Genomic DNA, 24919 nt, shown 5'->3' with positions numbered 1-24919 from the left:
CATTGGCTCGAGCCACCCCGGCGGCGTCGGGCGCCGTCTTCTTCGCGGGGGTGGCTCGTCTTCGCTGATGACGACAGGAGAGCACGAGCCCGGCGGTCAGACAATCGCCGGGAAATGCCAATACCGCCTCGGGGCATCGCGCCCGCCGACGGCGCCGGCTTACAGCCCGAGCATCAGGCGGATGTTCTGCACGGCGGCCCCCGACGCGCCCTTGCCGAGATTGTCCAGCCGCGCCACCAGCACGGCCTGGGCGTATTCGGGGTGGGAAAAGACGCGCAGTTCCATCCGGTCAGCGCCGTTAAGCGCTTCCGGTTCGATGCGGGTCTCCTCCTGCGTCGGGATCACCCGCACCAGACCGCCATCGCCGTACCAATTGGCCAGTGTACGCTCCAGATCCGCCGCACTGGCACCGCCGAGGAGATCGAGATGCAGCGGGATCGAGATCAGCATGCCCTGATGGAACTTTCCGACAGACGGGACGAAGATCGGACGCCGCGCCAGCTTGGTGTATTTCAACAACTCCGGCAGATGTTTATGCGAAAAGTTCAAACCGTAGAGCGTGAAGTTCGGTGCTTCGCCCTGCTCATATTGTTCGATCATCTGCCGCCCGCCGCCGCTATAGCCGGACACGGCGTTGATCGTGACGGGGAAATCCTCCGGCAGGACGCCCTTCTCCACCAGCGGGCGCAGCAGCGCGATTGCGCCGGTCGGGTAGCAGCCCGGATTGGCGACACGGTCGGCCGCCGCGATCATCTGCGCCTGGCCCGGCTCCATCTCGGCGAAGCCATAGACCCAGGCGTGATCGGTGCGATGTGCTGTCGAGGCATCGAGAATGCGCGGCCGCGCGCCTTCAAGCGAATCCACCATCGCGACCGCTTCGCGGGCCGCGTCATCGGGCAGGCAGAGCACGACCAGATCGGCTTCCCGCATCATTTCGCGCCGCGCCTGCGCGTCCTTGCGCCGAGCCGGGTCGATGCTGATGATCTGCGCACCGGCCACGGCGCCGAGCTTCTCGCGGATTTCGAGCCCGGTCGTACCGGCTTCACCGTCAATGAAGATCTTTTTCGTCTGATTGTCCTGCGGGCTGGTCATGGTCGTGTTCCGTCTCCTGGGCGATGCTGTCGCGGGTTCAGTTCGGTCAATGATTACGGCTGGGGCAAGTATCGCGCGCGCAACAAAAAAGCCGCACGAAACGCGCGGCTTGCATGGGCGGATTTCAGAAGAAAACGCGCGTCATCGCAGCCGCTGGCGGGCGGTGATCATACGTCGGCTGCGGGGTTCGAAATGCGTCTTCATGGCGTGATCAATGCGTTCGCTTGGACGATTTGTCAAGCGAAAGTAGTGGCCCGACAGGGGCTCAGGCGCGAGATCAGTTCCTGGGAAAGAACATTCCCTTGATGCAGGCCGGGTTTCTCACGGTGATCTGGACGTGGCTCCTGCGATGAATGCCGCTTCGCGGAAAGGCCTTGCCGCCTTCGACGAACATGCCGCGCACGGTATCGAAGGGTTCTGTGTCAGGATCGTTCTCGATCGTTCGGTGCAGGTGGCGAAACACCGCGCAATCGAGATAGCACAGCAACAGATCACCATTCTCTGTGCCATCCGGGTTCCGGTTGTTCGGTATCTCCAGCCCGGCGCTCTCCTGGATTTCAACGAAGGCCTCGTATGCAGCCTTGACCAATTCGACGTCTTCCCGCGAGACCAGATCGAGGCAGTTTCGCAGATCGATCACGGCGCCGATGACGCTCGGATTCTCGTATTCGCCTCTCTGCTTCTTCCACTGCGCCCATTCGAGTGCACGAAGCGGATCCGATTCCCAGAAATAGGCGCCGGGTCCGAGCCAGTCGTAGTCCTTCTTGCTCTGGATGATATCGGCCCCGTCGAGCACTGCCGCCCTTGCAACGGAAGCATCACAGCCGTGGAAGCCGAGAACGAAGGATGTGGCGAGGCGTCCCAAGGTCGTTTACGCAGTAACCGACTTCTTTCCCTTGCCACCGACGTTTTTTCCGCCAACGGACTTGACCCCGCCGGACTTGACCCCGCCGGACTTGACCCCGCCGGACTTGCCACCACCGAACTCGGCCCGGAGTTTTCCCTTCTTGGTATAAATGCCTTCGTCGATGAGCATCTGGCGAGCAGCCTGCTTCGAGGTCAGTGCCTGTTTCGTGCGCTCGGCGATAGCCTTGAGAATTTTCTCGTTGCGCTGTGCCCGGTCCATCATTCGCCCGCTACCTCCACAATGACTTCCACAATGACTTCAAAAATACTCGCATTGATTGTGTATAACTCGGATTACCGAGTTTTGCAGGGTTTTCCTTTGCCGACAAGCCTCCGCATGCCCTGCGCGACGAAAGAGGCCCCGGATCGCTCCGGGGCCTCGTATTGCGTTATCGGCGCGGGGCCGGGAAGCCGGATCAGAAATCCATGCCGCCCATGCCGCCCATGCCGCCACCGCCCGGCATGGCGGGGGCCGATTCCTTCTTCGGCAACTCGGCGACCATCGCTTCGGTGGTCACGAGCAGGCTTGCGACGGAAGCCGCATCCTGGAGCGCGGTGCGCACGACCTTGGCCGGATCGACGATCCCGGCTTCGAGCATGTCGACGAAGGTTTCGGTCTGGGCATCGAAGCCGAAGGTCGCCGAGGAGTTCTCGTTGATCTTGCCGATCACGATCGAGCCTTCGACGCCCGCATTGGCCACGATCTGACGCAGCGGAGCTTCGAGCGCCTTGGAGACGATCTTGATGCCGGCCATGATGTCGTGGTTGTCGTCGGTGAGCTTGTCGACCGCGCCCTTGGCACGCAGGAGTGCAGTGCCGCCACCGGGAACGATGCCTTCCTCGACCGCCGCACGGGTGGCGTTGAGGGCATCGTCGATGCGATCCTTCTTCTCCTTCACCTCGATCTCGGAGGAGCCGCCGACGCGGATCACCGCGACGCCGCCCGCGAGCTTGGCCAGACGCTCCTGGAGCTTCTCACGGTCGTAATCGGAGGTGGTTTCCTCGATCTGCGCCTTGATCTGGGCGACGCGGGCCTCGATGTCGTCCTTCGAACCGGCGCCATCGACGATGGTCGTATTTTCCTTCTCGATGCGCACGTTCTTGGCGCGACCGAGCATGTCGAGCGTCACGTTCTCGAGCTTGATGCCGAGATCCTCGGAGACGGCCGTACCGCCGGTGAGGATGGCGATGTCCTCGAGCATGGCCTTGCGGCGATCACCAAAGCCCGGCGCCTTGACAGCGGCGATCTTCAGGCCGCCACGCAGCTTGTTGACCACGAGCGTGGCGAGCGCCTCGCCCTCGATGTCCTCGGCGACGATCAGCAGCGGCTTGCCGGACTGGACGACGGATTCGAGGATCGGCAGCATCGGCTGCAGCGAGGTCAGCTTCTTCTCGTGGATGAGGATGTAGGGATCCTCGAGCTCGGCGACCATCTTCTCGGAATTGGTCACGAAATACGGCGAGAGGTAGCCGCGATCGAACTGCATGCCCTCGACGATGTCGACTTCCGTTTCGGCAGTCTTGGCTTCCTCGACGGTGATGACACCCTCGTTGCCGACCTTCTGCATGGCATCGGCGATCATCTGGCCGACCAGCTTGTCGCCATTGGCGGAGATGGTGCCGACCTGCGCGACTTCGCCGGAGGAATTCACCGGACGGGCGCGGTTGCGGATGTCCTCGATGGCGGCCTTGACGGCCGTGTCGATGCCGCGCTTCAGGTCCATCGGATTCATGCCGGCGGCGACCGACTTGGCGCCTTCCTTGACGATGGCGTGAGCCAGCACCGTGGCGGTGGTGGTGCCGTCACCGGCGGCGTCGTTGGTCTTCGAGGCCACTTCGCGCACCATCTGGGCGCCCATGTTCTCGAACTTGTCGGAAAGTTCGATCTCCTTGGCGACCGTCACACCATCCTTGGTAATGCGCGGCGCGCCGAAGGACTTCTCGATCACGACGTTGCGGCCCTTGGGGCCGAGCGTGACGCGTACGGCTTCAGCGAGAATTTCGACGCCGCGCAGCATCTTGTCGCGCGCTTCCGTCGAGAATTTGACTTCCTTGGCAGCCATTTTGACACTTCCTCTTGGAATTTCGGGATCACCGGACGCCCGGATCGGGCCGGGATCCCATCTGTTTCAACGTTGCGGCGGCGCCGTGCGATGCGTCTCGCCACCGGGTTCGACAGCGGGCCGTGCTTACGCGACGACGCCCATGATGTCGGATTCCTTCATGATCAGCAGGTCTTCGCCGTCGATACGGACTTCGGTGCCGGACCACTTGCCGAACAGAACGCGGTCACCCGCCTTGACGTCGAGGGCGGCAACCTTGCCGGTCTCGTCACGCGCACCGGGGCCGACGGCGACGATTTCGCCTTCCTGCGGCTTCTCCTTGGCGGCGTCGGGAATGATGATGCCACCCTTGGTCTTCTCTTCCGCTTCGATGCGGCGAACCACGACACGATCGTGCAGGGGACGGAATTTCATGTGTGCGTCCTCGTTTTCTCTGGCGTTGGGGCCCGCTATGCGTTACGCGAGACCCCGATTGAACACGCTGCTAGCACTCTCTATCAGTGAGTGCCAGCGCTGAGCCGGAGATAAGCGCGGCGCGGCATTCTGTCAAGACATTCGCGCGCGTCAGATGATTACGGGGCCTCCGGTTTGCCGAGGCGCATATGGGTCTTGTGCGCGCGGGCGGTTGACCCGCGTCGGATGCAGCCCAGAATGACGGGAAACCGGTCGTTCCTGACAACAAGGCGCAAACATGAGCGAAACGCCCCGCACCCATGAATCCGCAGCCGGACAAGCCCAGGCCTCTCCGGCCAGGCCGCCGCGTGTCGGTCTGTTCGTCACCTGCCTCGTCGATCTGATGCGCCCGTCGGTGGGATTCGCCGCAGCGCGGCTGCTGGAGGAGGCGGGCTGCACGGTGCATGTGCCGGCGCAGACCTGCTGCGGCCAGCCGGCCTATAATTCCGGTGATCGCGGCACCACCCGCGATCTGGCAGAGCAGGTGATCGATGCGTTCGCGGGCTTCGATTACGTCGTTGCACCGTCGGGATCCTGCGCCGGCATGATCCGCACGCATTATCCCGAACTCTTCCACGATGATCCGAACTGGCTGCCGCGCGCCAATGCGCTTGCCGCCAAGACCTACGAGCTGACGAGTTTTCTCGTCGATGTCATGTTTCATACCCGCACCGGTGCGCGCTTCCGCCGGCGCGTGACCTATCACGATTCCTGCGCCGGCTTGCGCGAGCTCGGCGTTCAGGGCCAGCCGCGCAAGCTGCTCGCGGGGGTCGAGGGGCTCGAACTGGTCGAGATGGCGGAATCCGACGTCTGCTGCGGTTTCGGCGGAACCTTCGCGGTCAAATACGGCGAGATTTCCAACGCCATCGTCGAGGCGAAGACGAAGAATATCACCGAATCCGGCGCTCCGGTCCTGCTCGCTGGCGATCTGGGTTGCCTGATGAACATGGCGGGCAAGCTCTCGCGTGACGGCAAGACGGTCGAGGTGCGCCATGTCGCCGAGGTGCTCGCCGGCATGACGGACGAACCGGCGATCGGGGCGCAGGACTGACGGCGATCTGCCGAGGCCTCACCCGGTGATGCCGAGCGCCGCATCGGCGCCATTGCAATTCGCGGCGCGATGGTTCAAACGGATGCGCAAAACCGGCCCGGCTTCCGGCGCATGTCCCGTGGTCGGCGCCCGGCCTCAACGCCGTCCAACTGGCACATATCCATGACCGATCAGACCCGTCCCGACGATCCCGTTTCGATCCGTCGCACCTTCGCCATCATCTCGCACCCTGATGCGGGCAAGACCACGCTGACCGAGAAGCTCCTGCTCTTCGGCGGCGCAATCCAGCTCGCCGGCGAGGTCAAGGCGAAACGCAACCGGGTCAATACGCGCTCGGACTGGATGAACATCGAGCGCCAGCGCGGCATCTCGGTCATGACCTCGGTCATGACCTTCGAATATGACGGGCGCGTCTTCAACCTGCTCGACACGCCGGGCCACGAGGATTTCTCGGAAGACACCTACCGCACGCTGACCGCAGTCGATTCCGCCATCATGGTGATCGACGCCGCAAAGGGCATCGAGGACCGCACGCGCAAGCTGTTCGAGGTCTGCCGCCTGCGCGACATCCCGATCGTCACCTTCATCAACAAGATGGACCGCGAGACGCGCGATCCGTTCGATCTGCTCGACGAGATCGAGAAGACCCTCGCCCTCGACACCGCGCCGGTGACCTGGCCGATCGGGCGCGGCAAGGATTTCGCCGGCACCTACAACCTCGCGCAAAACACCATCCGCCGTCTTGATGGGGAGGTGGAGGCCACGCCCGTATCGGGGCCGGAAGACAAGCTGTTCGACGAATTGCTCTCGCAATACGATGTCGATGAATGGCGCGAGGAGGTGGCGCTGGCGCGCGAGGGTTTGCGCCCCTTCGATCTCGCCGCCTTCCGCGAGGGCCATCTGAGCCCGGTCTTCTTCGGCAGCGCGTTGCGCAATTTCGGTGTGCGCGATCTGATCGATTCGCTGGGTGCCATCGCGCCGCCGCCGCGTGCCCAGGAGGCCGAGGGGCGCATGGTCGAGGCGGATGAGCGCAAGATGACGGGCTTCATCTTCAAGATCCAGGCCAATATGGACCCCAACCATCGTGACCGCATCGCCTTCATGCGCGTCTGCTCAGGCAAGCTGACGCGTGGGATGAAGGCGAAACTGGTGCGCACCGGCAAGCCGATCACCCTGTCTGCGCCGCAATTCTTCTTCGCCCAGGACCGTGCCATCGCCGATGAGGCCTATGCCGGCGACGTGGTCGGCATTCCCAATCACGGGACTTTGCGCATCGGCGACACGCTGAGCGAGGGCGAGCAGATCGTGTTTCGCGGTGTCCCGAGCTTCGCCCCCGAGCTCATGCGCCGCGTCAAGATCGGTGATGCGATGAAGCAGAAGAAACTGCGCGAAGCATTGCAGCAGCTCGCGGAGGAGGGCGTCGTCCAGCTCTTCATCCCGTTCGACGGCTCGGGCGCCATTGTCGGCGTGGTCGGTGCGCTGCAGCTGGATGTGCTCAAGGAACGGCTGGGAGCGGAGTATAATCTGCCGATCGATTACGAGCCCGTTCGGTTCAGCATCTGCCGCTGGGTCGAGGCGGATGACCGGGCCGAACTCGACAAGTTCATGACCGCCAACAATTCCGCCATGGCCAACGACCTCGACGGCGCGCCCGTCTTCATGGCGCCCTCGCCCTTCTCGTTGCAATACGATGCCGAGCGCTGGCCGGCGATCCGCTTTACGGATGTGAAGGATTATCAGCGCAAGTCGGATTGAGCGGCCACTACGTATGTATCGCGATGGCGGGCGGATGGCGCGGATGCGACAAGGGTAGCCGACGCAACCCTTTCCGCAGTGCTCCCCCATGGACAAGAAGACACAGTTCAATATCTGGTACTGGGTCGCGGCCTTTGCCGGGCTGATGCTGCTGCAATTCTTCCTGACGACGGGCCAGGTCGCGCAGATCAGCTATTCCGAATTCGAGCAGTATTTGCGCGAGGGCCGCATTACGCAGGTGGAGGTTTCCGAGCGCCATCTGCGCGGCAATCTCGATCCGCCGCTTGCCGGTGGCGAGAACCAGTTCTCGACCGTGCGCGTCGAGCCCGAGATCGTTGATCGCCTGGCGGAGCATCAGGTCGAGGTGGTCGGGCGAATCGAGGATACGTTCCTTCGCGATCTGCTTTCCTGGATGCTGCCGCTGCTGCTCTTCATCGGCATCTGGATCTTCCTGCTGCGCCGGATGGCCGGCGGCATGGGCGGGGGGATGATGCAGATCGGCAAAAGCAAGGCCAAGATCTACGTCCAGACCGATACCAAGGTCAGCTTCGATGATGTCGCGGGCGTCGATGAGGCCAAGGACGAGCTCAAGGAGATCGTCGATTTCCTGAAAGACCCGGTGGATTATTCGCGGCTGGGTGGGCACATGCCCAAGGGCGTGCTGCTCGTCGGCCCGCCGGGTACCGGCAAGACGCTGATCGCGCGCGCCGTGGCGGGCGAGGCGCAGGTGCCGTTCTTCTCGATCTCGGGCTCGGAATTCGTCGAGATGTTCGTCGGCGTCGGCGCGGCGCGGGTGCGCGATCTGTTCGAGCAGGCCCGCAAGCACGCGCCGGCGATCATCTTCATTGACGAGCTCGACGCGCTCGGGCGAGCGCGCGGCGCGGGGCCCAGCATGGGCGGGCATGACGAGAAGGAGCAGACGCTCAACCAGCTGCTCGTCGAACTCGACGGGTTCGATGCCTCGATCGGCGTGGTGCTGCTGGCGGCGACCAACCGCCCCGAAATCCTCGATCCGGCGCTACTGCGCGCCGGGCGATTCGACCGGCAGGTGCTGGTCGACCGGCCCGACAAGATCGGTCGCGCGCAGATTCTGCGCGTCCATATGAAAAAGGCGAAACTTGCCGATGATGTGGATCCGGAGAAAGTCGCGGCGCTGACGCCCGGGTTCACGGGCGCGGATCTGGCCAATCTCGTCAACGAGGCGACGCTGCTTGCCACCCGCCGCAAGGCGGATTCGGTGACGCTTGATGATTTCAACAACGCCATCGAGCGTATCGTCGCGGGGCTGGAAAAGCGTAACCGGCTGCTCAATCCAAGGGAACGCGAGGTCGTCGCCTATCACGAGATGGGCCATGCGCTGGTCGCACTTGCGCTGCCCGGGATCGACCCGGTCCACAAGGTCTCGATCATTCCGCGTGGCGTGGGTGCGCTCGGCTACACCATCCAGCGCCCGACCGAGGATCGCTTCCTGATGACGCGGGAAGAACTTCTCGACAAGATGGCGGTACTGATCGGGGGCAGGGCGGCGGAGTGGGTCGTCTTCGGGCATCTCTCCACCGGCGCTTCCGACGATCTCGCCAGGATTACCGACATTGCCCGCGCCATGGTCACCCGCTACGGCATGTCGGAGAAGCTCGGCCATGTCGCGCTCGAGAAGGAGCAGCGTGGTTATGTGGTGCCGGGGAGTTATGGCTATGGCAATGGCCATGATTACGGCGCGGCGACCGCCGATGCCGTCGATGCGGAGGTGCGTGCCATCATCGACGAGGCTTTCGCCCGCACGGTCGCGCTGCTCGAAGCCAACCGCGAAACGCTCGATGTCACGGCGAAGCGGCTTCTGGCCGAGGAGACGCTGGATGCGGATGCGCTGAAGGGCATGGTCGGCAAGTTGCACCGGGTTCCGGCCTGAAATACGATGCCGCCCGGCACGGGGACCGGGCGGCTTTCATCAGGCAATGCCGGTGGTGATCACTCGGGGATCAACACCGTGTCGATGACGTGGATCACGCCGTTGGAGGCCTCGATATCGGCCGTCACCACCATCGCCTCGCCGACCCGCACGCCGTCAGTGGCATCAATGGCGAGCTCCGCGCCCTGAACCGTCTCGACCGAGAGGGTCTGGCCGGCAATGTCGGATGACATCACGGCACCGGGGATGACGTGATAGGTCAGGATGGAGACGAGCTGATCGCGGTTTTCTTCCTCGAGAAGGCTCTCGACCGTGCCGTCGGGGAGCGCCGCGAAAGCCTCATCCGTGGGTGCGAAAACAGTGAAGGGGCCTTCGCCCTTCAGGGTGTCGACGAGGCCCGCAGCCTGGACGGCGGCGACGAGCGTCTCAAAGGAACCTGCCGCGATTGCGGTATCGACGATGTCGTCGGCCTGGGCCACGGAGACCGACATAAGCATAGCCGCCGAAGCAGCAGCGATCGTCTTGCCAAAACGCATTTTCGTTTCCTCTCGTAAAAACATGTGCATGTTCTGCAACACATGAATACTTACGTTTGACGAGTGATTCCGGATGATGCAAAAGTGAAAAACCGATTATCACATCGCCGTGATGCGTTGGTGAGCAGCGCGTGAACGCATAATTCATGTGTATGCCGGGGGTTGGCCAGAGGCCTGCGAACATGCTTCCCTGTGGCCTGGAAACAGGCAGGCCCGTGCGGTGCATGGCTCGCGCCAAGCACGGCGGGCACGGCGGGACGAGCGCGCAGGAGGTGTCATGACGGTTTCTTTCGCCGGGTTTCTCGATCGAGACGGCATGCGGCGCCGGTCAGGCCTCGGCCCCCTGGTGGCGATCATGGCGGCACTGCTGCTGCTCGTGGCCGGTGGGACCGATGCCCGTGCCGAAACGCCCATATTGCAGATTACCGGCGCGGTCGCGAATCAGACCCCGATCACCCTCACGCGGGCGGATCTCGAAGCCCTGCCGCAGCAGGTTATCGAAACGCATACGGTAGTCACGGACGGTCTGCGCCGCTTCGAGGGCCCGCTGATGCGCGATCTGCTCGCCCATTTCGGCGCCGAGGGTGACGAGGTAGTCGCGCGCGCATTGAACGATTACGAGATCACCATTCCCGTCGCGGATTTCGAGGATTACGATGTCGTCGCCGCGCTGACGATGGATGGCGAGCGGCTCTCGCCGCGTGATCGCGGACCGATCTGGATCGTCTATCCGCGTGACGATCACGCCGCGCTTCAGGATATCCGCTACGATTACCGCTGGGTCTGGCAACTCGCGAGCCTCGAGATCCGATGAAGGGCGCCGGCCCCTTTCTGCGCAGCTATGGCGGGCCGGCCCTGCTGATCGGCCTCTGCGTGGGGCTTTTGATCTTCGCGCTCTGGCGCCTTGCCGTGATCGAGCGGGATATGCGAATCGAGGCGACGGAGAACATGCTCTGGGTGATCAGCCAGACGCAGATGGAGGCGTTGCGGCTCGACAAGGCGATCTCGGATCATGCACGCGGCACGGCGGATGAGGACCGCGTCGTCTTGCGCTACGCGCTGCTGCTGTCGCGTCTCGACCTCCTGCTGCAGGGGCCTCAGCAGCGCTATCTGGCGCGCATTGAAGCCTCTGAAACGATTGCTGCGCATGATACGGCCATCCGCAACGCGGATCCGGAGACGGTCACCGGTGATGCGGCGGCTTTTGCCGTGACCAATGCGCGCCTCGAAGAAAACCTCGCCGGTCTCCATGCCACGCTCAATCGCGCGGCGAATGACACGATGGTGCGCGAATGGGAGGCGATCGCCGAGCGGCTCGACGCTTATCGCGCCGCCGTCTGGCAGGTGATCGGCTCGGTGATCGGCGTGCTGGCCGGCTGGCTGATGATCGGCTGGCGGCTCATCGCCAACGAGCGTCAGCTGCGCCGTGCGGAGGAAGAGCGCAGCCGGGCGCTCACGCTGGAGCAGGCCTTGCGGCGCGAGAGGGCGGTGAGCGCCTATTACCGCGACTTCGCGGCCATCGTCTCGCACCAGTTCCGCACCCCGCTCGCCATCATCGACAGCGCGGTGCAGCGTCTGGTGCGGCGTGGCGATGCTGTGACCGCTGCCGATGTCGCGCGGCGCGAGGGCGCGATCCGCGACGCGATCCACCGTCTGACGCGGCTCGTCGACACGGCCCTGCTCGCGGGGCGACTCGATAGCGGCCAGGTGAGCGTCAAGCCGCGTCATTGTGATCTCGCCGTGATCGTGCGTGAAAGTTGCGCGCAGTTCCGTGCGCTCAATCCGGAGCGCGACATCCGTTTCGCCAGCGCCGCTGCAACCACCACCGCCTGGTGTGACCGCGATCTCGTCGATCATATCCTGGCCAATCTCATCGCCAATGCGCTGAAATACAGCCCGGAATCCGCGCCTGTGGAACTGAGGCTGTTCAATACAGGTGCAAAGATCGCCGTCGCTGTCACCGATTACGGGCCGGGCATCGCACCCGCCGATCGCCCGCACGTCTTCGACCGCTTTTATCGCGGCGAGACGGGCGGCCACAGCGAGGGCAGCGGGCTTGGCCTGTCACTTGCGCGCGATCTCGCGCAGTTGCAGGGCGGCGATCTGGGCTTCGAGACATGGACCGGGCGCGGCAGCGTGTTTACGCTTGGCCTGCCGCGCATGTTCGATCCCGATACGCTCCCGGGGGAGGAAGGTACGCAGGTGGAGAGCAGGTTGGTCAATGACGAGAAGGAGCCAGCGCGATGATTGACGCGCCGCTGATTCTGGTTTGCGAGGACGAGGCGGAACTGCGTCGCGACATCATCGAGGAATTGTCGGAGGCAGGATATCGCACGGTCGAGGCCGCCGATGGCAAGGAAGCACTCGTGCAGCTCGCCGCCTGCCGTCCCGATCTGACCCTGTGCGACATCACCATGCCGCGTCTCGATGGCTATGGTGTGCTCGCGCAGGTGCGGCGCGACCACCCCGAACTCGCGCGCATGCCCTTCGTCTTCCTCACGGTCTTCGCCGATCCCGCCGATATGGTCGAGGGCAAGCGCGCGGGGGCGGATGATTATCTGGTCAAGCCGATCGATTACGATCTCCTGCTCGCCACGGTCGAGGCGCGGCTGCGCGAGATCGCCCGCTGGCGCGCCCACGACGTCGATGCAATGGCGCAGCCCCGCGCCGCCCTCGAAGCCATGCGGGGCGATGGCGCGCTCGCGGTGCTCGACACCATCGCCACCGGAATCATGCTCATGGGCAGCGGCGGCAGGATCCTGCACGGCAACGAGGCCGCCACGCGCCTGCTGGCGACGCAATACGGTCAGAGCGACCCGGCGCGGCTGCCGCCCGGTTTCGGCGGTGCCGGCCTGCGCTCTCTGATCGATCGGGCCGAGCAGGCCAGTCGTGCCTCAGAGGCGTTTTCCGGGGCGATGGCCCTTGATCCGCCCGAATCCGGCAAGCCGGTGCCGGATGGCGGCACACTGATGGTGATGGTCGCCGCGCTGCCGGGCCGTGATACGGTGGAGCAGGGCGATGCGCAGATTGCGCTGTTCCTCGTCGATTCCGCGCGCCGCACGCGCCTGTCCGATGCCATGCTGGCCCAGATCTTCGGTCTCACGCCCACTGAGAGTGCCGTGGCGGGGCGACTCGCGGCGGGTGAACGGCTCGATGCGATCGCCGGTGCGCTCGGGATCTCGCAGACGACGGTATCGTTCCATCTGCGCAACATTTTCGGCAAGACCCGCACCAACCGCCAGGCCGATCTGATCGCGCTGATGCTTTGTGCGCCGGTTCTTGGTGGCTGCGGTGCGCCCGCCATCGATCCCGCGCTTGCGCCGGCGGCACGGCTTTGACAGGGTGACGCCGACCGGGACACCGGTTTTCGATGAAGGATAACAGCAGATGATCAAGGCAATCGTGACGGGACATTCGCGCGGGCTCGGTGGCGGGATGGCGCAGGCGCTGCTGGCGCGCGACGTCCGTGTGCTCGGGGTGTCGCGCCGGTCGAACGCCGCGTTGGCGGAGCGCTTTTCGCAGAATCTTCAGGAGGTCACGCTCGATCTTTCAGATGCGCAAGCAGCGCAATCCTGGCTCGCCGGCGCCGAAATGCGCGATTTCCTGGCCGATGCGCAGACCGCGATCCTGATCAACAATGCCGGCATCGTCCAGCCGATCGGGCCCAGCGGCGCGCTCGACATCGCCACCATCGCGCAGGCGGTGACGCTCAACATTGCCGGGCCACTGATGGCGGCCAATGCCTTCATCGCCGCGACGGAGAAGGTTGCGGACCGGCGGATCATGCATATTTCCAGCGGTGCGGGACGGCGCCCGATGCCGGGCTGGTCGATCTATTGCGCCACCAAGGCCGCACTCGACCATCATGCCCGCTCCCTCGCCGCCGATACCGTACCGCATCTCGCGATCGAGAGCCTCGCCCCCGGCGTGATCGATACCGACATGCAGGGCGAGATCCGCGCGACGACGCCGGAGCAGTTCACATTGCGTGAGCAATTCGTCGCCATGAAGCAGAACAACGACCTGTCCAGCCCCGAAAGCTGCGGCGAGGCCATCGTCGCGCATCTCCTCGGCCCGCGCTTCGGCGCGGAAGTGATCACCGATATCCGCCAGCTCGGCTGATGCGCAGGCCGCGCGCAAGCGCACTCATTCCGGCTTGAGCAGCACGTGGCGCTTTTTGCCAAAGGAGAGCTTGACAACGCCGTCGCGCAGATCGGCACCGGTGAGGCTGAGCCGTTCATCGGTGACGACCGTGTCGTTCACGCGCAATCCCCCCGCCTTGATCTGACGGCGGCCCTCGCCCATCGAGCCGGTGAGGCCGGCATGGTCGGGGCCGAAGGCGGCGAGGACGGAAAGGCCCTGTTCGATCAGGTTTGAGGGGATCGTCACCGTGGGCAGGCTCGCGGCGGTCTTGCCCTGTTCGAAGGTCTGGCGGGCGGTCTCGGCGGCCTGTTCCGCCGCCTCACGCCCATGCATCAGGGCGGTGGCCTCGTCGGCGAGCTTTTTCTTGGCCTCGTTGATCTCCGCACCTGCGAGCGCCTCGTAGCGGGCAATCTCCTCCATGGGCAGCAGGGTGAACAGGCGCATGAAGCGGCCCACATCGCCGTCTTCGGTGTTGCGCCAGAACTGCCAGTAATCCCAGGGGCTGAGCATATCGGCATTGAGCCAGACGGCGCCCGACGCGGTCTTGCCCATCTTGGCGCCGGATGCGGTGGTCAGGAGCGGGCAGGTCAGCGCGTAGAGCTGGTGCGTGCCGAGCCGGCGCCCGAGATCGATGCCGTTGACGATGTTGCCCCATTGATCCGAGCCGCCCATCTGCAGATTGCAGCCGTAGCGCCTGGCCAGTTCGACGTAATCATAGGCCTGGAGGATCATGTAGTTGAATTCGAGGAAGGAGAGCTCGTGCTCGCGCTCCAGCCGCAGCTTCACCGAATCGAAGGAGAGCATGCGGTTGACGGAAAAATGCCGGCCCACGTCACGCAGGAATTCGATGTAGTTGAGCTTCGTCAGCCATTCCGCATTATCGACCATGACCGCGTCGCCTGCGCCATCGCCGAAGCTCACGAAGCGGCGGAAGGTCTTCTTGATCTCTTCCTTGTTGGCGTCGATCTGCTCGATGGTGAGCAGCTTGCGGCTCTCGTCCTTGCCGGACGGGTCACCAACGCGGGTGGTGCCGCCGCCCATGAGCGTGATCGGCTTGCCGCCGGTCTTCTGCAGCCAGTGCAGCATCATGATGGAGAGCAGATGGCCCACATGCAGCGAAGGTGCGGTGCAATCATAGCCCACATAGGCGACGAGCTCCCCGGCGCGCGCCTTTTCGTCCAGCCCTTCCATGTCGGAGCACTGGTGAATGAAGCCGCGTTCGGTCAGGATGCGGAGAAAGTCGGATCGGGGCGCGCTCATCGCGGGTCTCTTCTGCCTGGTTCTTGCTGCTGACGCCGGGGCGTTTAACAGCTTACTGCGCAAAGATCACGGGAATTTGCAAGAATGAATGCCGCAAAGCCGCCAATCCGCCGCGCCATCGGGCTGATGAGCGGCACCTCTCTCGATGGTGTCGATGTCGCGCTGATCGAGACCGATGGTGAGGTGATCGCCGGATTCGGCCCGACGGGCTATCGCGCCTATACGGCGGATGAGCGCGCCGTGCTCGCCCGCGCCCTTGATGAAGCCGGCGGGCTCACGGATCGCGCTGCGCGGCCCCCGGCGCTCGCGGAAGCCGAGGCGGTGGTGACGCGTGCGCATGCGGATGCGGTGGCCGCGTTTCTCGTCGAGAGCGGGCTCACGCGCGCGGATATCGAAGTGATCGGCTTTCACGGCCAGACGGTGCTGCATCGGCCCGCGCTGGGGCTGACGGTCCAGCTCGGTGACGGGGCGGCGCTGGCGCGGGCAATCGGGATCAAGGTCGTGCATGACCTGCGCGCGGCGGATGTCGCGGCCGGCGGGCAGGGGGCGCCGCTGGTGCCGGTCTTCCATCGCGCCATCGCCCGCATGGCCGGGATCGCGCCGCCGCTCGCCATCCTGAATATTGGCGGCGTGGCCAATGTCACCTTCATCTTCTCCGACGAGAGCATGCTCGCCTTTGATACCGGCCCCGGCAACGCCCTGATCGACGATCTCCTGCGCGAACGGCTCGGCCTGCCCTATGACGATGCCGGTGCCATCGGCGCGCGCGGGTCGCCGGAGGAGCCGCTTATCGACTGGCTGATGCGGCATCCGTATTTTGCGGCGACGCCGCCGAAATCCCTCGATCGCAACTGGTTTTCGCATCGCATGGTCGGCCATCTCGACACGCCCGATGCGGCGGCGACGCTCACCGCCTTCACCCTGCGCAGCATCACCGCCGCGCTCGATCATGCCCGGGAGAAGCCCGCACGCTGGATCGTCGCCGGGGGCGGGGCGCGCAACACCGCCTTGTGCGAGGCGCTCGGGCAGCATCTGCAAACGCGCCTGACGCGTGCCGAGGCAGCGGGCTGGTCGGGTGATCACCTCGAGGCGCAGGCCTTCGCCTATCTCGCCATGCGCGCCCTGCGGGGCCTGCCGATCACCTATCCCGGCACGACCGGCGTGGCGGCGCCGATGACGGGCGGGGTGCTGGCGGAGCCTGATGCGGAGGAGGGCAATCTGCCTGAGAATTGAGCAGCGATTGCCTGCTTTATGCCGGGTTGACGCGATTGTCGGAAGGGAAGGGCGGTCATAAGATCATCGCATCGAAGCGCGTCGGTCGCGCGTGATCATGCGGGAGTATCAAGCCATGTCGCCATCGCCTCACGGCCCCCTGCGCGTCGGTATCGGCGGCCCGGTCGGCTCGGGCAAGACCGCGCTGATGGAGGCCCTGTGCAAGCGCTTCGCCGGCATCTACGACCTGTGCGCGATCACCAACGACATCTATACCAAGGAAGACGCGCGGCTGCTCACCGTCGCCGGGGCGCTGCCGGAGGAGCGTATTCTCGGGGTCGAGACCGGCGGCTGCCCGCATACGGCGATCCGCGAGGACTGCTCGCTCAACCTCTCCGCCATCGAGACGATGCGCCGGAAATTTCCTGATCTGGAGCTGATTCTGGTGGAATCGGGCGGTGACAATCTCGCCGCGACCTTCTCGCCGGAACTCGCCGATCTGACCATCTACGTGATCGACGTCGCAGCCGGCGAGAAGATCCCGCGCAAGGGCGGGCCGGGGATCACGCGCTCGGATCTGTTCGTGATCAACAAGATTGATCTGGCCCCGCATGTCGGCGCGGATCTTTCGGTGATGGAGGCGGATACGCTGCGCATGCGGCCCAAACGCCCCTTCGTCTTCACCAACATGCACAGCGGCGAGGGCGTCGATGTCGTCGCGCGCTTCATCGAGGAGGCGGGCGGCCTCAAGGCCAGGGCTGCGTGACGTCACAGAATCGGCAAAGAGGGGACCGGGTATGATGAAACGCTTTTTTGCCACCGCAAGCGGCGCGACAGCCTTTCTCGCGCTCACGACCGGCGCGGCGCTCGCCCATCCGCATCACCATCATGGCGAAGCGGCGGGTTTTCTGCCCGGTTTCCTGCATCCGCTGACGGGGCTCGATCACATACTCGCCATGGTCGCGGTCGGCATCTGGGCGGCGCTCATCGGCGGGCGGGCGCTGATCGCCTGGCCCGTGGCCTTCGTCATGACCATGGCCGTGGCCGCGCTGGCCGGGATGGCCTATGGCGGCATTTCCGTGATGGAGATCGGCATCGCACTCTCGGTGGTGGCGCTCGGGCTCGCGGTCGCCTTGCGCGTGCGCGCGCCGCTGGTCCTCGGCGGCGCCGTGATCGGGCTGTTCGCGATCTTCCACGGCTATGCCCATGGCGCAGAATTGCCGGCTGAAACGGGAGCGCTCGGCTATATTGCGGGTTTCGCGCTCGCCACGGCGCTGCTCCACGCGACCGGTCTCGCGCTCGGCGTCCTGATCGGGCGCAGCCCCGGGATCTGGGCGTCGCGCGTGGCCGGGGCCGGGGTCGCGGCGATCGGGATGGTGCTGCTCGTGGCGTGAACGGGGCCGGCTGCGCGGCTCAAGCGCCCCAGGTCCTTTCGAGCACACGCAGCCAATTGCCATAGCAGAGCTTTTCCATCAGCGGCTCGCTGATGCCGTGATCGCGCATGGCGCGCCGCAGATTGATCAGTCCGGCGCAGTCGGTGATCGCATCGGGGACGGTGGCGCCGTCGAAATCCGAGCCGAATCCGACGCGATCCTCTCCCAGCCGTTCGACGAGGTGATCGAGGTGGCGCATGATCACGTCGAGCCCGACATCAGGGTCCATGCGTCCGTCCGGGCGCAGGAAAGCGGCGGCGAAGTTGATCCCGACCATGCCGTCGCTCTCGCGAATCTGATCGAGCTGGCGATTGGTCAGGTTGCGCGCATGCGGGCAGATGGCATGGGCATTGGAATGGGTGGCGACGATGGGCGCGTCGCTGATCGCGGCGAGATCGCGGAAGCCGGCTTCGTTGAGATGCGCAACGTCGAGCATGATCCGCAGCCGGTTGCAGGCCTTGACCAGCTCCTTGCCGGCATCGGTGAGCCCGCCGCCGGTATCGCCGGTGGAGGGGAAGCGGAAAGGCACACCATGGCCGTAGATGGTCGGGCGGCTCCAGACCGGGCCGAGCGAACGCAAGCCTGCGGCGTGGAGGGTCTCGAGGGCGTGGAAATCCGGGTCGATCGCCTCGGCGCCCTCCATGTGGAGGATGGCGGCCATGCGATCCGATTCGATCACTGTGCGCAGCTGGGCGGCATTGCGGCAGATGGTGACCGCGCCCGCCGCTTCGAGCCGATAAAGCCAGGCGATTTCGCCGAGCGCGACCTTGATCGCTTCCTCGAAGGGGATGCGCGGCGGCAGCGCGATGTCGTAGCGGCTCTGTCGCATCATCGCATCCGCGTCCTCGGCACTGCCGGGGCTGGGTACATAGACGGCGAAGAAACCGCCGGCGAAGCCGCCATTGCGGGCGCGGGGCAGGTCGATATGGCCGTCACCGTGGCCGCGCAGGACCGCTTCGACGCTGACCTCCCCGCGATAGAGCTTCAGCAGGAGATCGTTGTGGCCGTCGAAGATCGGCGGTGTGGCGTGGCGACTCATGGAAGACACTCCAGCTATGGCCCTTGCCTGATATGAGGCAGGGTTCGGTGCTGCCTCATGCGTTTCGAATACGGCGCGATTCGCATTTGGCGCGTCATGATCTATGCACGAAACGGGCCGGTCCCGTCGAGACGGCTGTCGCCATTCCCGTCACGGGGAATTGCCCGACCCGCTCAGGCCGCCTTAGCCGCCCGGCGCCGACGGGCGAATTCGGTGAGCGCCTCATCGGCTTCGTCTGGAAGTCTGATCTCCAGCGTCACCAGGAGATCCCCGGTCTGTTTCTTGCCTGGCAGGCCCTTGCCGCGCATGCGGAAGGTGCGCCCCGAACTCGACATGGGCGGGATCTTCATCTCCACCGCGCCGGTGAGCGTCGGTACCCGCAGCGTCGCACCGAGGATCGCGTCTTCGAGCGGCACCGGCAGGCGATGGCGCAGATTGTCGCCCTCGACCGTGAATTTCTCATGCGGGATGATATCGATGCGCAGGAGCACGTCGCCGGGTTCGCCGATCGGGTTCTCGCCGCCGAGGCCGCGCAGGCGGATGGTCTGCCCGTCGCTGACGCCTTTGGGCAGATTGACCTCGACCTCGCGATCATTGGGCAGCAGGATGCGCTTCTTCGCGCCAGCGGCTATGTCTTCGAGGGTGACGCTGAGGGAGGCGTTTATATCCGCACCTTTTCCCGCGCCTCTACCGGCCGCGCCGCTCCGCGCACCGGCCTGCCCGGCCTGCTGGAACGGGTTGGGGCCCCGTCCCGCCTGGCGGAAGGCATCGCCGAAGAGCTGCGAGAAGATGTCCTCAGCGCCGCCACCGCCACCTGCTCCGGGACCGCTGCGCCAGGCGCCGCCGCGCCCGCGCGCCGCCGCTGCGGGATCGAAGTCGAAACCTTCGAAGCCCTCATAGCGACGCCCGCCGCCCGCACCGAAACCGGAAAAGCGCGGTTTGCCCTCCGCGTCGATCTCCCCGCGATCGAACTGGCCGCGCTTTTCCGCATCGCCCAGCAATTCATAGGCGGAGTTGATCTCGGCGAAGCGCGAAGCTGCCTTGGCATCCTTGTTCTGATCCGGGTGCCATTTCTTCGCGAGCTTGCGGAAGGCAGACTTGATCTCCGCCTCGCTCGCCGATCGTGACACGCCGAGAATGTCGTAAGGGTCGCGCATGTTTGGATCCTGCCGCGCATGGATTGCGTGAAACTGGAGGGTCCGGAAGCCGCGTGTGGCGCCCAGACCGGCTACGATCCGGATATGGGATAGGTGTTGCCGTTACGCAACTCCCGTGCTGGAACGCGATATTCCGCCGCGTGATTCAGAGTGCGTCAGCCGCATCGTTTTCCGCGGAAAAGCCGTCGATGCGCCAATCCGCCTCCGACATGCGACAGGCAATACCTTTGCCGGTACGCGGCGGCTTTTCGGCGAAGGACAGATCCGCCTCGAAATCCCGACAGACCCGGTCATCGCGCACATAAGGGTTCGATGCCGATTCGAATGCACCGGCATTCCCCGTCTCCGGATTGTCCCAGCCGACACGTGTTCCGGACCCCTGCGGATCAAGGGCGACGGCAAGTGCAGCCCGCGCGCGGCGCCAATCCTCATGATCATGCGCATCGGCCAGCGGCGAAACCGGGCCGATCGAGCCCGTCGTGATCGGGTCCGGTGTGGCGCCGAAGGGGGAAAGCGGCATGCTGAAGCTGCATGCGGCGAGGGGGATATACAGAATCCCGGCCAGCAGGGCGCGCCGTACCGCACCTGCCGAGGAGCGCCCATCGTGACGCGTCACGATCGCGCCTTCGCGAAGGGGCGGTGAAGACCTATATAGAGTGTTGCGGGTCGGGGCCGATCCCTTGCGCGCCGATTCGCGCATCATGTTTCGCCTCCCGTTTCGCGACATGCTGCAATACCGGGGATTAAGACATTGAAACGTTTAACAACCGGTGACTTCACCGAGGCCTCCGCTCCCTTCGCGCTGTTCACCGAATGGCTGGAAGATGCGAAGGCGAGCGAGCCGAACGACCCCAACGCCATGGCGCTGGCCACCGCCGATGCTGACGGCATGCCCAATGTGCGCATGGTGCTGTTGAAGGGTTTCGACGAGGACGGCTTCGTCTTCTATACCAATACCGAATCCAATAAGGGCAACGAGCTCGCCGGCAACATGCAGGCGGCCCTGTGCTTCCACTGGAAGAGCCTGCGCCGCCAGGTGCGTGTGCGCGGACGGGTGGAGCAGGTCCCGGATGCGGAGGCCGACGCCTATTTCGCCTCGCGCCCCCGCGACAGCCGCATCGGCGCCTGGGCCAGCCAGCAATCGCGTCCGCTGGAGAGCCGCTTCGCGCTGGAGAAGGCGGTGGCGAAGAACGCCGCGAAATACGCCATCGGCGAGGTGCCGCGCCCGCCCCACTGGACCGGCTTCCGGATCCTGCCGCAAAGCCTTGAATTCTGGATGGACAAGCCGTTTCGCCTGCATGACCGTGTCGTTTTCTCGCGCATGGATGATGGCGGCTGGGAACGCACGCGCCTATATCCGTGAAGGAAGAGCGGCCCTGCGCGCTTTCGCCGATGCGCCGGGGCCCGAAATCGCCTAATGTCGCCTTCGTCTGTTCCTGGGAGCGATGCACGTGTCCAACGCCTCGAATACCAAAGCACCCCGCCGGGTGATGCTGCTGACCGGCGCCAGCCGCGGCATCGGCCATGCCACGGTGAAGCGCTTCTCGGCTGCCGGCTGGCGTGTGATCACCGCTTCGCGCCACGCCTTCCCGGAAAACTGCCCCTGGGAAATGGGCCCGGAGGATCATCTCCAGGTCGATCTTTCCGATTCCCGCGATACCTTGCGCGCCATCGACGACGTGAAGCAGCGTCTCGAAATCGAGGGCAGCAAGCTTCATGCCCTCGTCAACAATGCCGGTATTTCGCCGAAGGCGCCCGATGGCGGACGGCTGAATGTGCTGAACACGCCATTCGAGGACTGGTTGCACGTCTATCAGGTGAATTTCTTCGCCACGATCCTGCTCGCCAAAGGCTTGAGCGCCGAGCTCGCGCGGGCGCGCGGCTCGATCGTCAACGTTACTTCCATCGCCGGCTCGCGGGTGCACCCTTTCGCGGGCTCCGCCTATGGCACGTCGAAAGCCGCGCTCGCATCGCTGACAAGGGAGATGGCGGCGGATTTCGGCCCGCTCGGTGTGCGCGTCAACGCGATCTCGCCGGGCGAGATCGATACCTCGATCCTCTCGCCCGGCACCGACAAGATCGTGGAGCAGATCCCGATGCGCCGACTCGGCACGACGGACGAGGTGGCCAAGGCGATCTATTTCCTGTGTACCGAATCGAGTTCCTATGTCAGCGGGACCGAAATCCACATCAATGGCGGCCAGCACGTCTGAACACCGGTTTCAGGCAAGGCTGGGCGCGTAAGCACCACGATCATGACACGCAATCTTCTCGATGATCTCGCGCCCGTTCCGGGCGAAGGCGGTGACGGCGCCCCGAAAACGGTCGATCCCGTTGCGGCGGCGCGCATCAACATGCGCGCCAATCTGCCCAGACGCTTCTACGAAACGGCTGCGCTCGCGCAGGAGCCGGGCGGCTACGTGCTGACGCTGGACGGGCGCCCCGCGCGCAGCCCGGCAAAGAACCCGCTGCGGCTTCCCAGCCGCGCGGTGGGGGATGCGGTCGTCGCCGAGTGGATGGCGCAGAAGGAGCATATCGATCCCGCCCTCATGCCGATGACGCGGATCGCCAACTCCGCCATCGATGGCGTCGCCGTGCAGATGCAGGCGGTGCGCGAGGAAATCGCGAAATACGCCGCCTCCGATCTCGTCTGCTATCGCGCGGCAGAGCCCGAGGGGCTGGTCGCGGGGCAAAGGGAGGCCTGGGATCCCGTGCTGGCGCATTTTCGTGCGCGGCACGGGGCGCATTTCGCGCTCGCGGCCGGGATCATCTTCGTTGAGCAGCCGCCCGAGGCGCTGGCGCGGGTGGCGGCGCTCGTCGATGCCCATGATTGTCCGTTTCGCGTCGCGTGTCTGCACGTGATGACGACGCTGACCGGCTCGGCCCTGATCAGCCTCGCCACGACTGACGGGGCGCTCTCCGGCGCGGCGGCCTGGCGGGCGGCGCATGTGGACGAGCATGTCCAGGAATCGCTCTGGGGTACCGATGAGGAGGCGCTCGCGCGCCGCAAGCGCCGGCAGGTCGATTTCGATGCGGCCTTGCAACTCTATCGCCTGATGGAAGCGCGCTGACGGCACGCCAAACGCTCTTGCCGGCAAAACGGGGCTTTTGAATCCCGTCGGTTTCCGCTAATCCATGCGAAGGGTTCAAGGCATCCGCCCGGTTGCACGGGCGGCGTGATGACAAGCAGGGGCACAGAGGCTGATGAAGGACATGCTGGACAGGCTCGAGGAGCGGCGTGAACAGGCGCGCGCCGGTGGTGGCGAAAAGCGCGTCGCGGCGCAGCACAAGCGCGGCAAGCTCACCGCCCGCGAACGCATCGAGCTCCTGCTCGATGACGGCTCCTTCGAGGAGTTCGACATGTTCGTCCAGCATCAATGCGCCGATTTCGGGATGCAGGACCAGAAGATTCCCGGCGACGGCGTCGTGACCGGCTGGGGCACCGTGAACGGCCGCACGGTCTTTGTCTTCTCCAAGGATTTCACCGTCTTCGGCGGCTCGCTCTCGGAAGCGCATGCGCGCAAGATCATGAAGGTGCAGGATATGGCGCTGCGCATGCGCGCGCCGATCATCGGTCTGTTCGATGCCGGTGGCGCGCGCATCCAGGAGGGCGTCGCGGCGCTCGGCGGCTATGGCGAGGTGTTCAAGCGCAACGTCGTGGCCTCGGGCGTGATCCCCCAGATCTCGGTGATCATGGGCCCCTGCGCCGGCGGCGACGTCTATTCTCCGGCCATGACCGATTTCATCTTCATGGTGCGCGATACCAGCTACATGTTCGTCACCGGGCCGGATGTGGTGAAGACCGTCACCAATGAAACCGTGACGGCGGAGGAACTCGGCGGGGCCAAGGTCCACACCACAAAATCCTCCGTCGCGGACGGCGCCTATGACAACGATCTCGAGGCGCTCCTGCAGGTGCGCCGCCTGATCGATTTCCTGCCGGCCAACAATCTCGACGGCGTGCCGGAATGGCCGAGCTTCGACGATCCCTCACGCGAGGACCCCTCCCTCGATACGCTCGTGCCCGACAATCCGAACATGCCCTACGACATCAAGGAATTGATCACCAAGGTGGTCGATGAGGGCGATTTCTTCGAGATTCAGGAAAGCTACGCGAAGAACATCGTCACCGGCTTCGCCCGGGTCGAGGGGCGCACGGTCGGGATTGTCGCCAACCAGCCGATGGTGCTGGCCGGCGTGCTCGACTCCGACGCTTCGCGCAAGGCGGCGCGGTTCGTGCGTTTTTGCGATGCGTTCAGCATCCCGATCATCACCTTCGAGGACGTGCCCGGCTTCCTGCCCGGCACGTCGCAGGAATATGGCGGGCTGATCAAGCACGGGGCCAAGCTGCTTTTCGCCTATTCCGAGGCGACGGTGCCGCTCGTCACGGTGATCACCCGCAAGGCCTTCGGCGGCGCCTATGACGTGATGGCCTCGAAACATGTGGGCGGGGACGTGAACTATGCCTGGCCGAGCGCGCAGATCGCGGTGATGGGGGCCAAGGGCGCCGTCGAGATCATCTTCCGCGCCGATCTCGACAATCCCGAGAAGATCGCCGCGCGCACGCAGGAATACGAGGACCGCTTCATGTCGCCCTTCGTCGCGGCCGAGAAGGGCTATATCGACGAGGTGATCATGCCGCGCTCGACCCGCCGGCGTCTCGCCCGGGCGCTCGCCATGCTGCGCGAGAAGGAAACCGAGCGGCCCTGGAAGAAGCACGATAATCTTCCATTATGAGCCAAATCGGGTGCGCCACCGCATCCGGTCACCTGAACGATCCTGAAGACCCGGCCTCTGTGCCGGGTCTTTTGCGTTTGGGGCGCAGGTGCGAGCGGGCAGAGGGAAGGACCACGTTAACCTTAACAAAAGCTTTGCCTCAACTTGAGTTGGAATAAGTAATATAGTTAATT

At 64.8% G+C, this 24919-nt stretch carries 24 protein-coding genes; 14 read left to right on the top strand and 10 right to left on the bottom strand.

Going from position 1 to position 24919, the window contains the following annotated elements:
• Positions 1–159 precede the first annotated feature (159 nt).
• From argC to groES, 5 genes are all read right to left on the bottom strand, one after another.
• Entirely contained in the window at positions 160–1092 is a 933-nt protein-coding gene (gene argC / locus GA0071312_RS14875; RefSeq protein ID WP_074445596.1) for an N-acetyl-gamma-glutamyl-phosphate reductase, read from the bottom strand.
• A 277-nt stretch (positions 1093–1369) separates the two neighbouring features.
• Positions 1370–1957 (bottom strand): hypothetical protein, encoded by a 588-nt coding sequence (locus GA0071312_RS14870; RefSeq protein WP_074445595.1) that lies wholly within the window; start codon positions 1955–1957, stop codon positions 1370–1372.
• Between the two features lie 6 nt (positions 1958–1963).
• Positions 1964–2221: a hypothetical protein gene (locus tag GA0071312_RS14865; protein ID WP_074445594.1), complete on the bottom strand. Its 258-nt coding sequence runs from the start codon at positions 2219–2221 to the stop codon at positions 1964–1966.
• A 193-nt stretch (positions 2222–2414) separates the two neighbouring features.
• Positions 2415–4061, bottom strand: coding sequence for a chaperonin GroEL (gene groL, locus GA0071312_RS14860; RefSeq protein WP_074445593.1), 1647 nt, complete (start codon positions 4059–4061; stop codon positions 2415–2417).
• A gap of 126 nt (positions 4062–4187) precedes the next feature.
• Positions 4188–4475, bottom strand: coding sequence for a co-chaperone GroES (groES, locus tag GA0071312_RS14855; protein ID WP_074445592.1), 288 nt, complete (start codon positions 4473–4475; stop codon positions 4188–4190).
• Between the two features lie 277 nt (positions 4476–4752).
• Between groES and GA0071312_RS14850 the strand changes: the two genes are divergently transcribed.
• The 3 genes from GA0071312_RS14850 (at position 4753) to ftsH (ending at position 9229) form a co-directional block, all read left to right on the top strand.
• A complete protein-coding gene (locus GA0071312_RS14850; RefSeq protein ID WP_074445591.1) occupies positions 4753–5565 on the top strand; it encodes a (Fe-S)-binding protein in 813 nt (270 codons plus the stop codon).
• A 162-nt stretch (positions 5566–5727) separates the two neighbouring features.
• Positions 5728–7320: a peptide chain release factor 3 gene (locus GA0071312_RS14845; protein ID WP_074445590.1), complete on the top strand. Its 1593-nt coding sequence runs from the start codon at positions 5728–5730 to the stop codon at positions 7318–7320.
• Between the two features lie 88 nt (positions 7321–7408).
• Entirely contained in the window at positions 7409–9229 is a 1821-nt protein-coding gene (ftsH, locus tag GA0071312_RS14840; RefSeq protein ID WP_074445589.1) for an ATP-dependent zinc metalloprotease FtsH, read from the top strand.
• Between the two features lie 59 nt (positions 9230–9288).
• Here the strand turns inward: ftsH and GA0071312_RS14835 are convergent, their stop codons facing one another.
• Positions 9289–9765 (bottom strand): fasciclin domain-containing protein, encoded by a 477-nt coding sequence (locus tag GA0071312_RS14835; protein ID WP_074445588.1) that lies wholly within the window; start codon positions 9763–9765, stop codon positions 9289–9291.
• Between the two features lie 277 nt (positions 9766–10042).
• On the opposite strand from GA0071312_RS14835, the gene GA0071312_RS14830 reads away from it, so the two are divergent.
• From GA0071312_RS14830 to GA0071312_RS14815, 4 genes are read left to right on the top strand one after another with little or no spacing between them, the layout of a single operon-like run.
• Positions 10043–10579, top strand: coding sequence for a putative pterin-binding protein (locus tag GA0071312_RS14830; RefSeq protein WP_238947237.1), 537 nt, complete (start codon positions 10043–10045; stop codon positions 10577–10579).
• Positions 10576–12012, top strand: a complete 1437-nt coding sequence (locus GA0071312_RS14825) for a sensor histidine kinase (RefSeq protein WP_074445587.1) — start codon at positions 10576–10578, stop codon at positions 12010–12012. The genes GA0071312_RS14830 and GA0071312_RS14825 overlap by 4 nt, the downstream gene beginning before the upstream one ends.
• Positions 12009–13103 (top strand): response regulator, encoded by a 1095-nt coding sequence (locus tag GA0071312_RS14820; protein ID WP_074445586.1) that lies wholly within the window; start codon positions 12009–12011, stop codon positions 13101–13103. Before GA0071312_RS14825 ends, GA0071312_RS14820 begins: the two co-directional genes overlap by 4 nt.
• Positions 13104–13152: 49 nt before the next feature.
• Positions 13153–13887, top strand: coding sequence for an SDR family oxidoreductase (locus GA0071312_RS14815; RefSeq protein ID WP_074445585.1), 735 nt, complete (start codon positions 13153–13155; stop codon positions 13885–13887).
• 24 nt (positions 13888–13911) lie between these two features.
• Here GA0071312_RS14815 and tyrS read toward each other — a convergent pair whose 3' ends face one another.
• Entirely contained in the window at positions 13912–15168 is a 1257-nt protein-coding gene (tyrS, locus tag GA0071312_RS14810; RefSeq protein WP_074445584.1) for a tyrosine--tRNA ligase, read from the bottom strand.
• An 84-nt stretch (positions 15169–15252) separates the two neighbouring features.
• Between tyrS and GA0071312_RS14805 the strand changes: the two genes are divergently transcribed.
• The 3 genes from GA0071312_RS14805 (at position 15253) to GA0071312_RS14795 (ending at position 17774) form a co-directional block, all read left to right on the top strand.
• Entirely contained in the window at positions 15253–16401 is a 1149-nt protein-coding gene (locus GA0071312_RS14805; protein WP_238947236.1) for an anhydro-N-acetylmuramic acid kinase, read from the top strand.
• Between the two features lie 115 nt (positions 16402–16516).
• Positions 16517–17146, top strand: a complete 630-nt coding sequence (gene ureG, locus GA0071312_RS14800) for an urease accessory protein UreG (protein WP_074445583.1) — start codon at positions 16517–16519, stop codon at positions 17144–17146.
• 31 nt (positions 17147–17177) lie between these two features.
• Positions 17178–17774 (top strand): HupE/UreJ family protein, encoded by a 597-nt coding sequence (locus GA0071312_RS14795; protein WP_083204596.1) that lies wholly within the window; start codon positions 17178–17180, stop codon positions 17772–17774.
• A gap of 19 nt (positions 17775–17793) precedes the next feature.
• Here the strand turns inward: GA0071312_RS14795 and GA0071312_RS14790 are convergent, their stop codons facing one another.
• The 3 genes from GA0071312_RS14790 to GA0071312_RS14780 all read right to left on the bottom strand — a co-directional run bounded on the left by GA0071312_RS14790 (position 17794) and on the right by GA0071312_RS14780 (position 20712).
• Complete coding sequence (locus tag GA0071312_RS14790; RefSeq protein ID WP_074445582.1) at positions 17794–18852, bottom strand: dipeptidase; 1059 nt, start codon at positions 18850–18852, stop codon at positions 17794–17796.
• Between the two features lie 173 nt (positions 18853–19025).
• A complete protein-coding gene (locus GA0071312_RS14785; RefSeq protein ID WP_074445581.1) occupies positions 19026–20009 on the bottom strand; it encodes a DnaJ C-terminal domain-containing protein in 984 nt (327 codons plus the stop codon).
• 145 nt (positions 20010–20154) lie between these two features.
• Positions 20155–20712, bottom strand: coding sequence for an RT0821/Lpp0805 family surface protein (locus tag GA0071312_RS14780; RefSeq protein ID WP_165604046.1), 558 nt, complete (start codon positions 20710–20712; stop codon positions 20155–20157).
• Positions 20713–20760: 48 nt separating this feature from the next.
• Between GA0071312_RS14780 and pdxH the strand changes: the two genes are divergently transcribed.
• From pdxH to GA0071312_RS14760, 4 genes are all read left to right on the top strand, one after another.
• Positions 20761–21372: a pyridoxamine 5'-phosphate oxidase gene (gene pdxH, locus GA0071312_RS14775; protein ID WP_074445580.1), complete on the top strand. Its 612-nt coding sequence runs from the start codon at positions 20761–20763 to the stop codon at positions 21370–21372.
• Positions 21373–21499: 127 nt separating this feature from the next.
• Positions 21500–22222, top strand: coding sequence for an SDR family NAD(P)-dependent oxidoreductase (locus GA0071312_RS14770; protein ID WP_238947312.1), 723 nt, complete (start codon positions 21500–21502; stop codon positions 22220–22222).
• Between the two features lie 42 nt (positions 22223–22264).
• The gene (locus GA0071312_RS14765; RefSeq protein WP_074445578.1) at positions 22265–23080 is read left to right on the top strand and encodes an ATP12 family chaperone protein; all 816 of its coding nucleotides are present in this window, start codon (positions 22265–22267) and stop codon (positions 23078–23080) included.
• A 133-nt stretch (positions 23081–23213) separates the two neighbouring features.
• Entirely contained in the window at positions 23214–24746 is a 1533-nt protein-coding gene (locus GA0071312_RS14760) for an acyl-CoA carboxylase subunit beta (protein WP_074445577.1), read from the top strand.
• Positions 24747–24919 lie beyond the last annotated feature (173 nt).

This window comes from Saliniramus fredricksonii, assembly GCF_900094735.1.
GTDB classification, from domain to species: domain Bacteria; phylum Pseudomonadota; class Alphaproteobacteria; order Rhizobiales; family Beijerinckiaceae; genus Saliniramus; species Saliniramus fredricksonii.
Note: the sequence above shows the minus strand (reverse complement) of the source record. Positions and strands in the feature narration are given on the sequence as shown.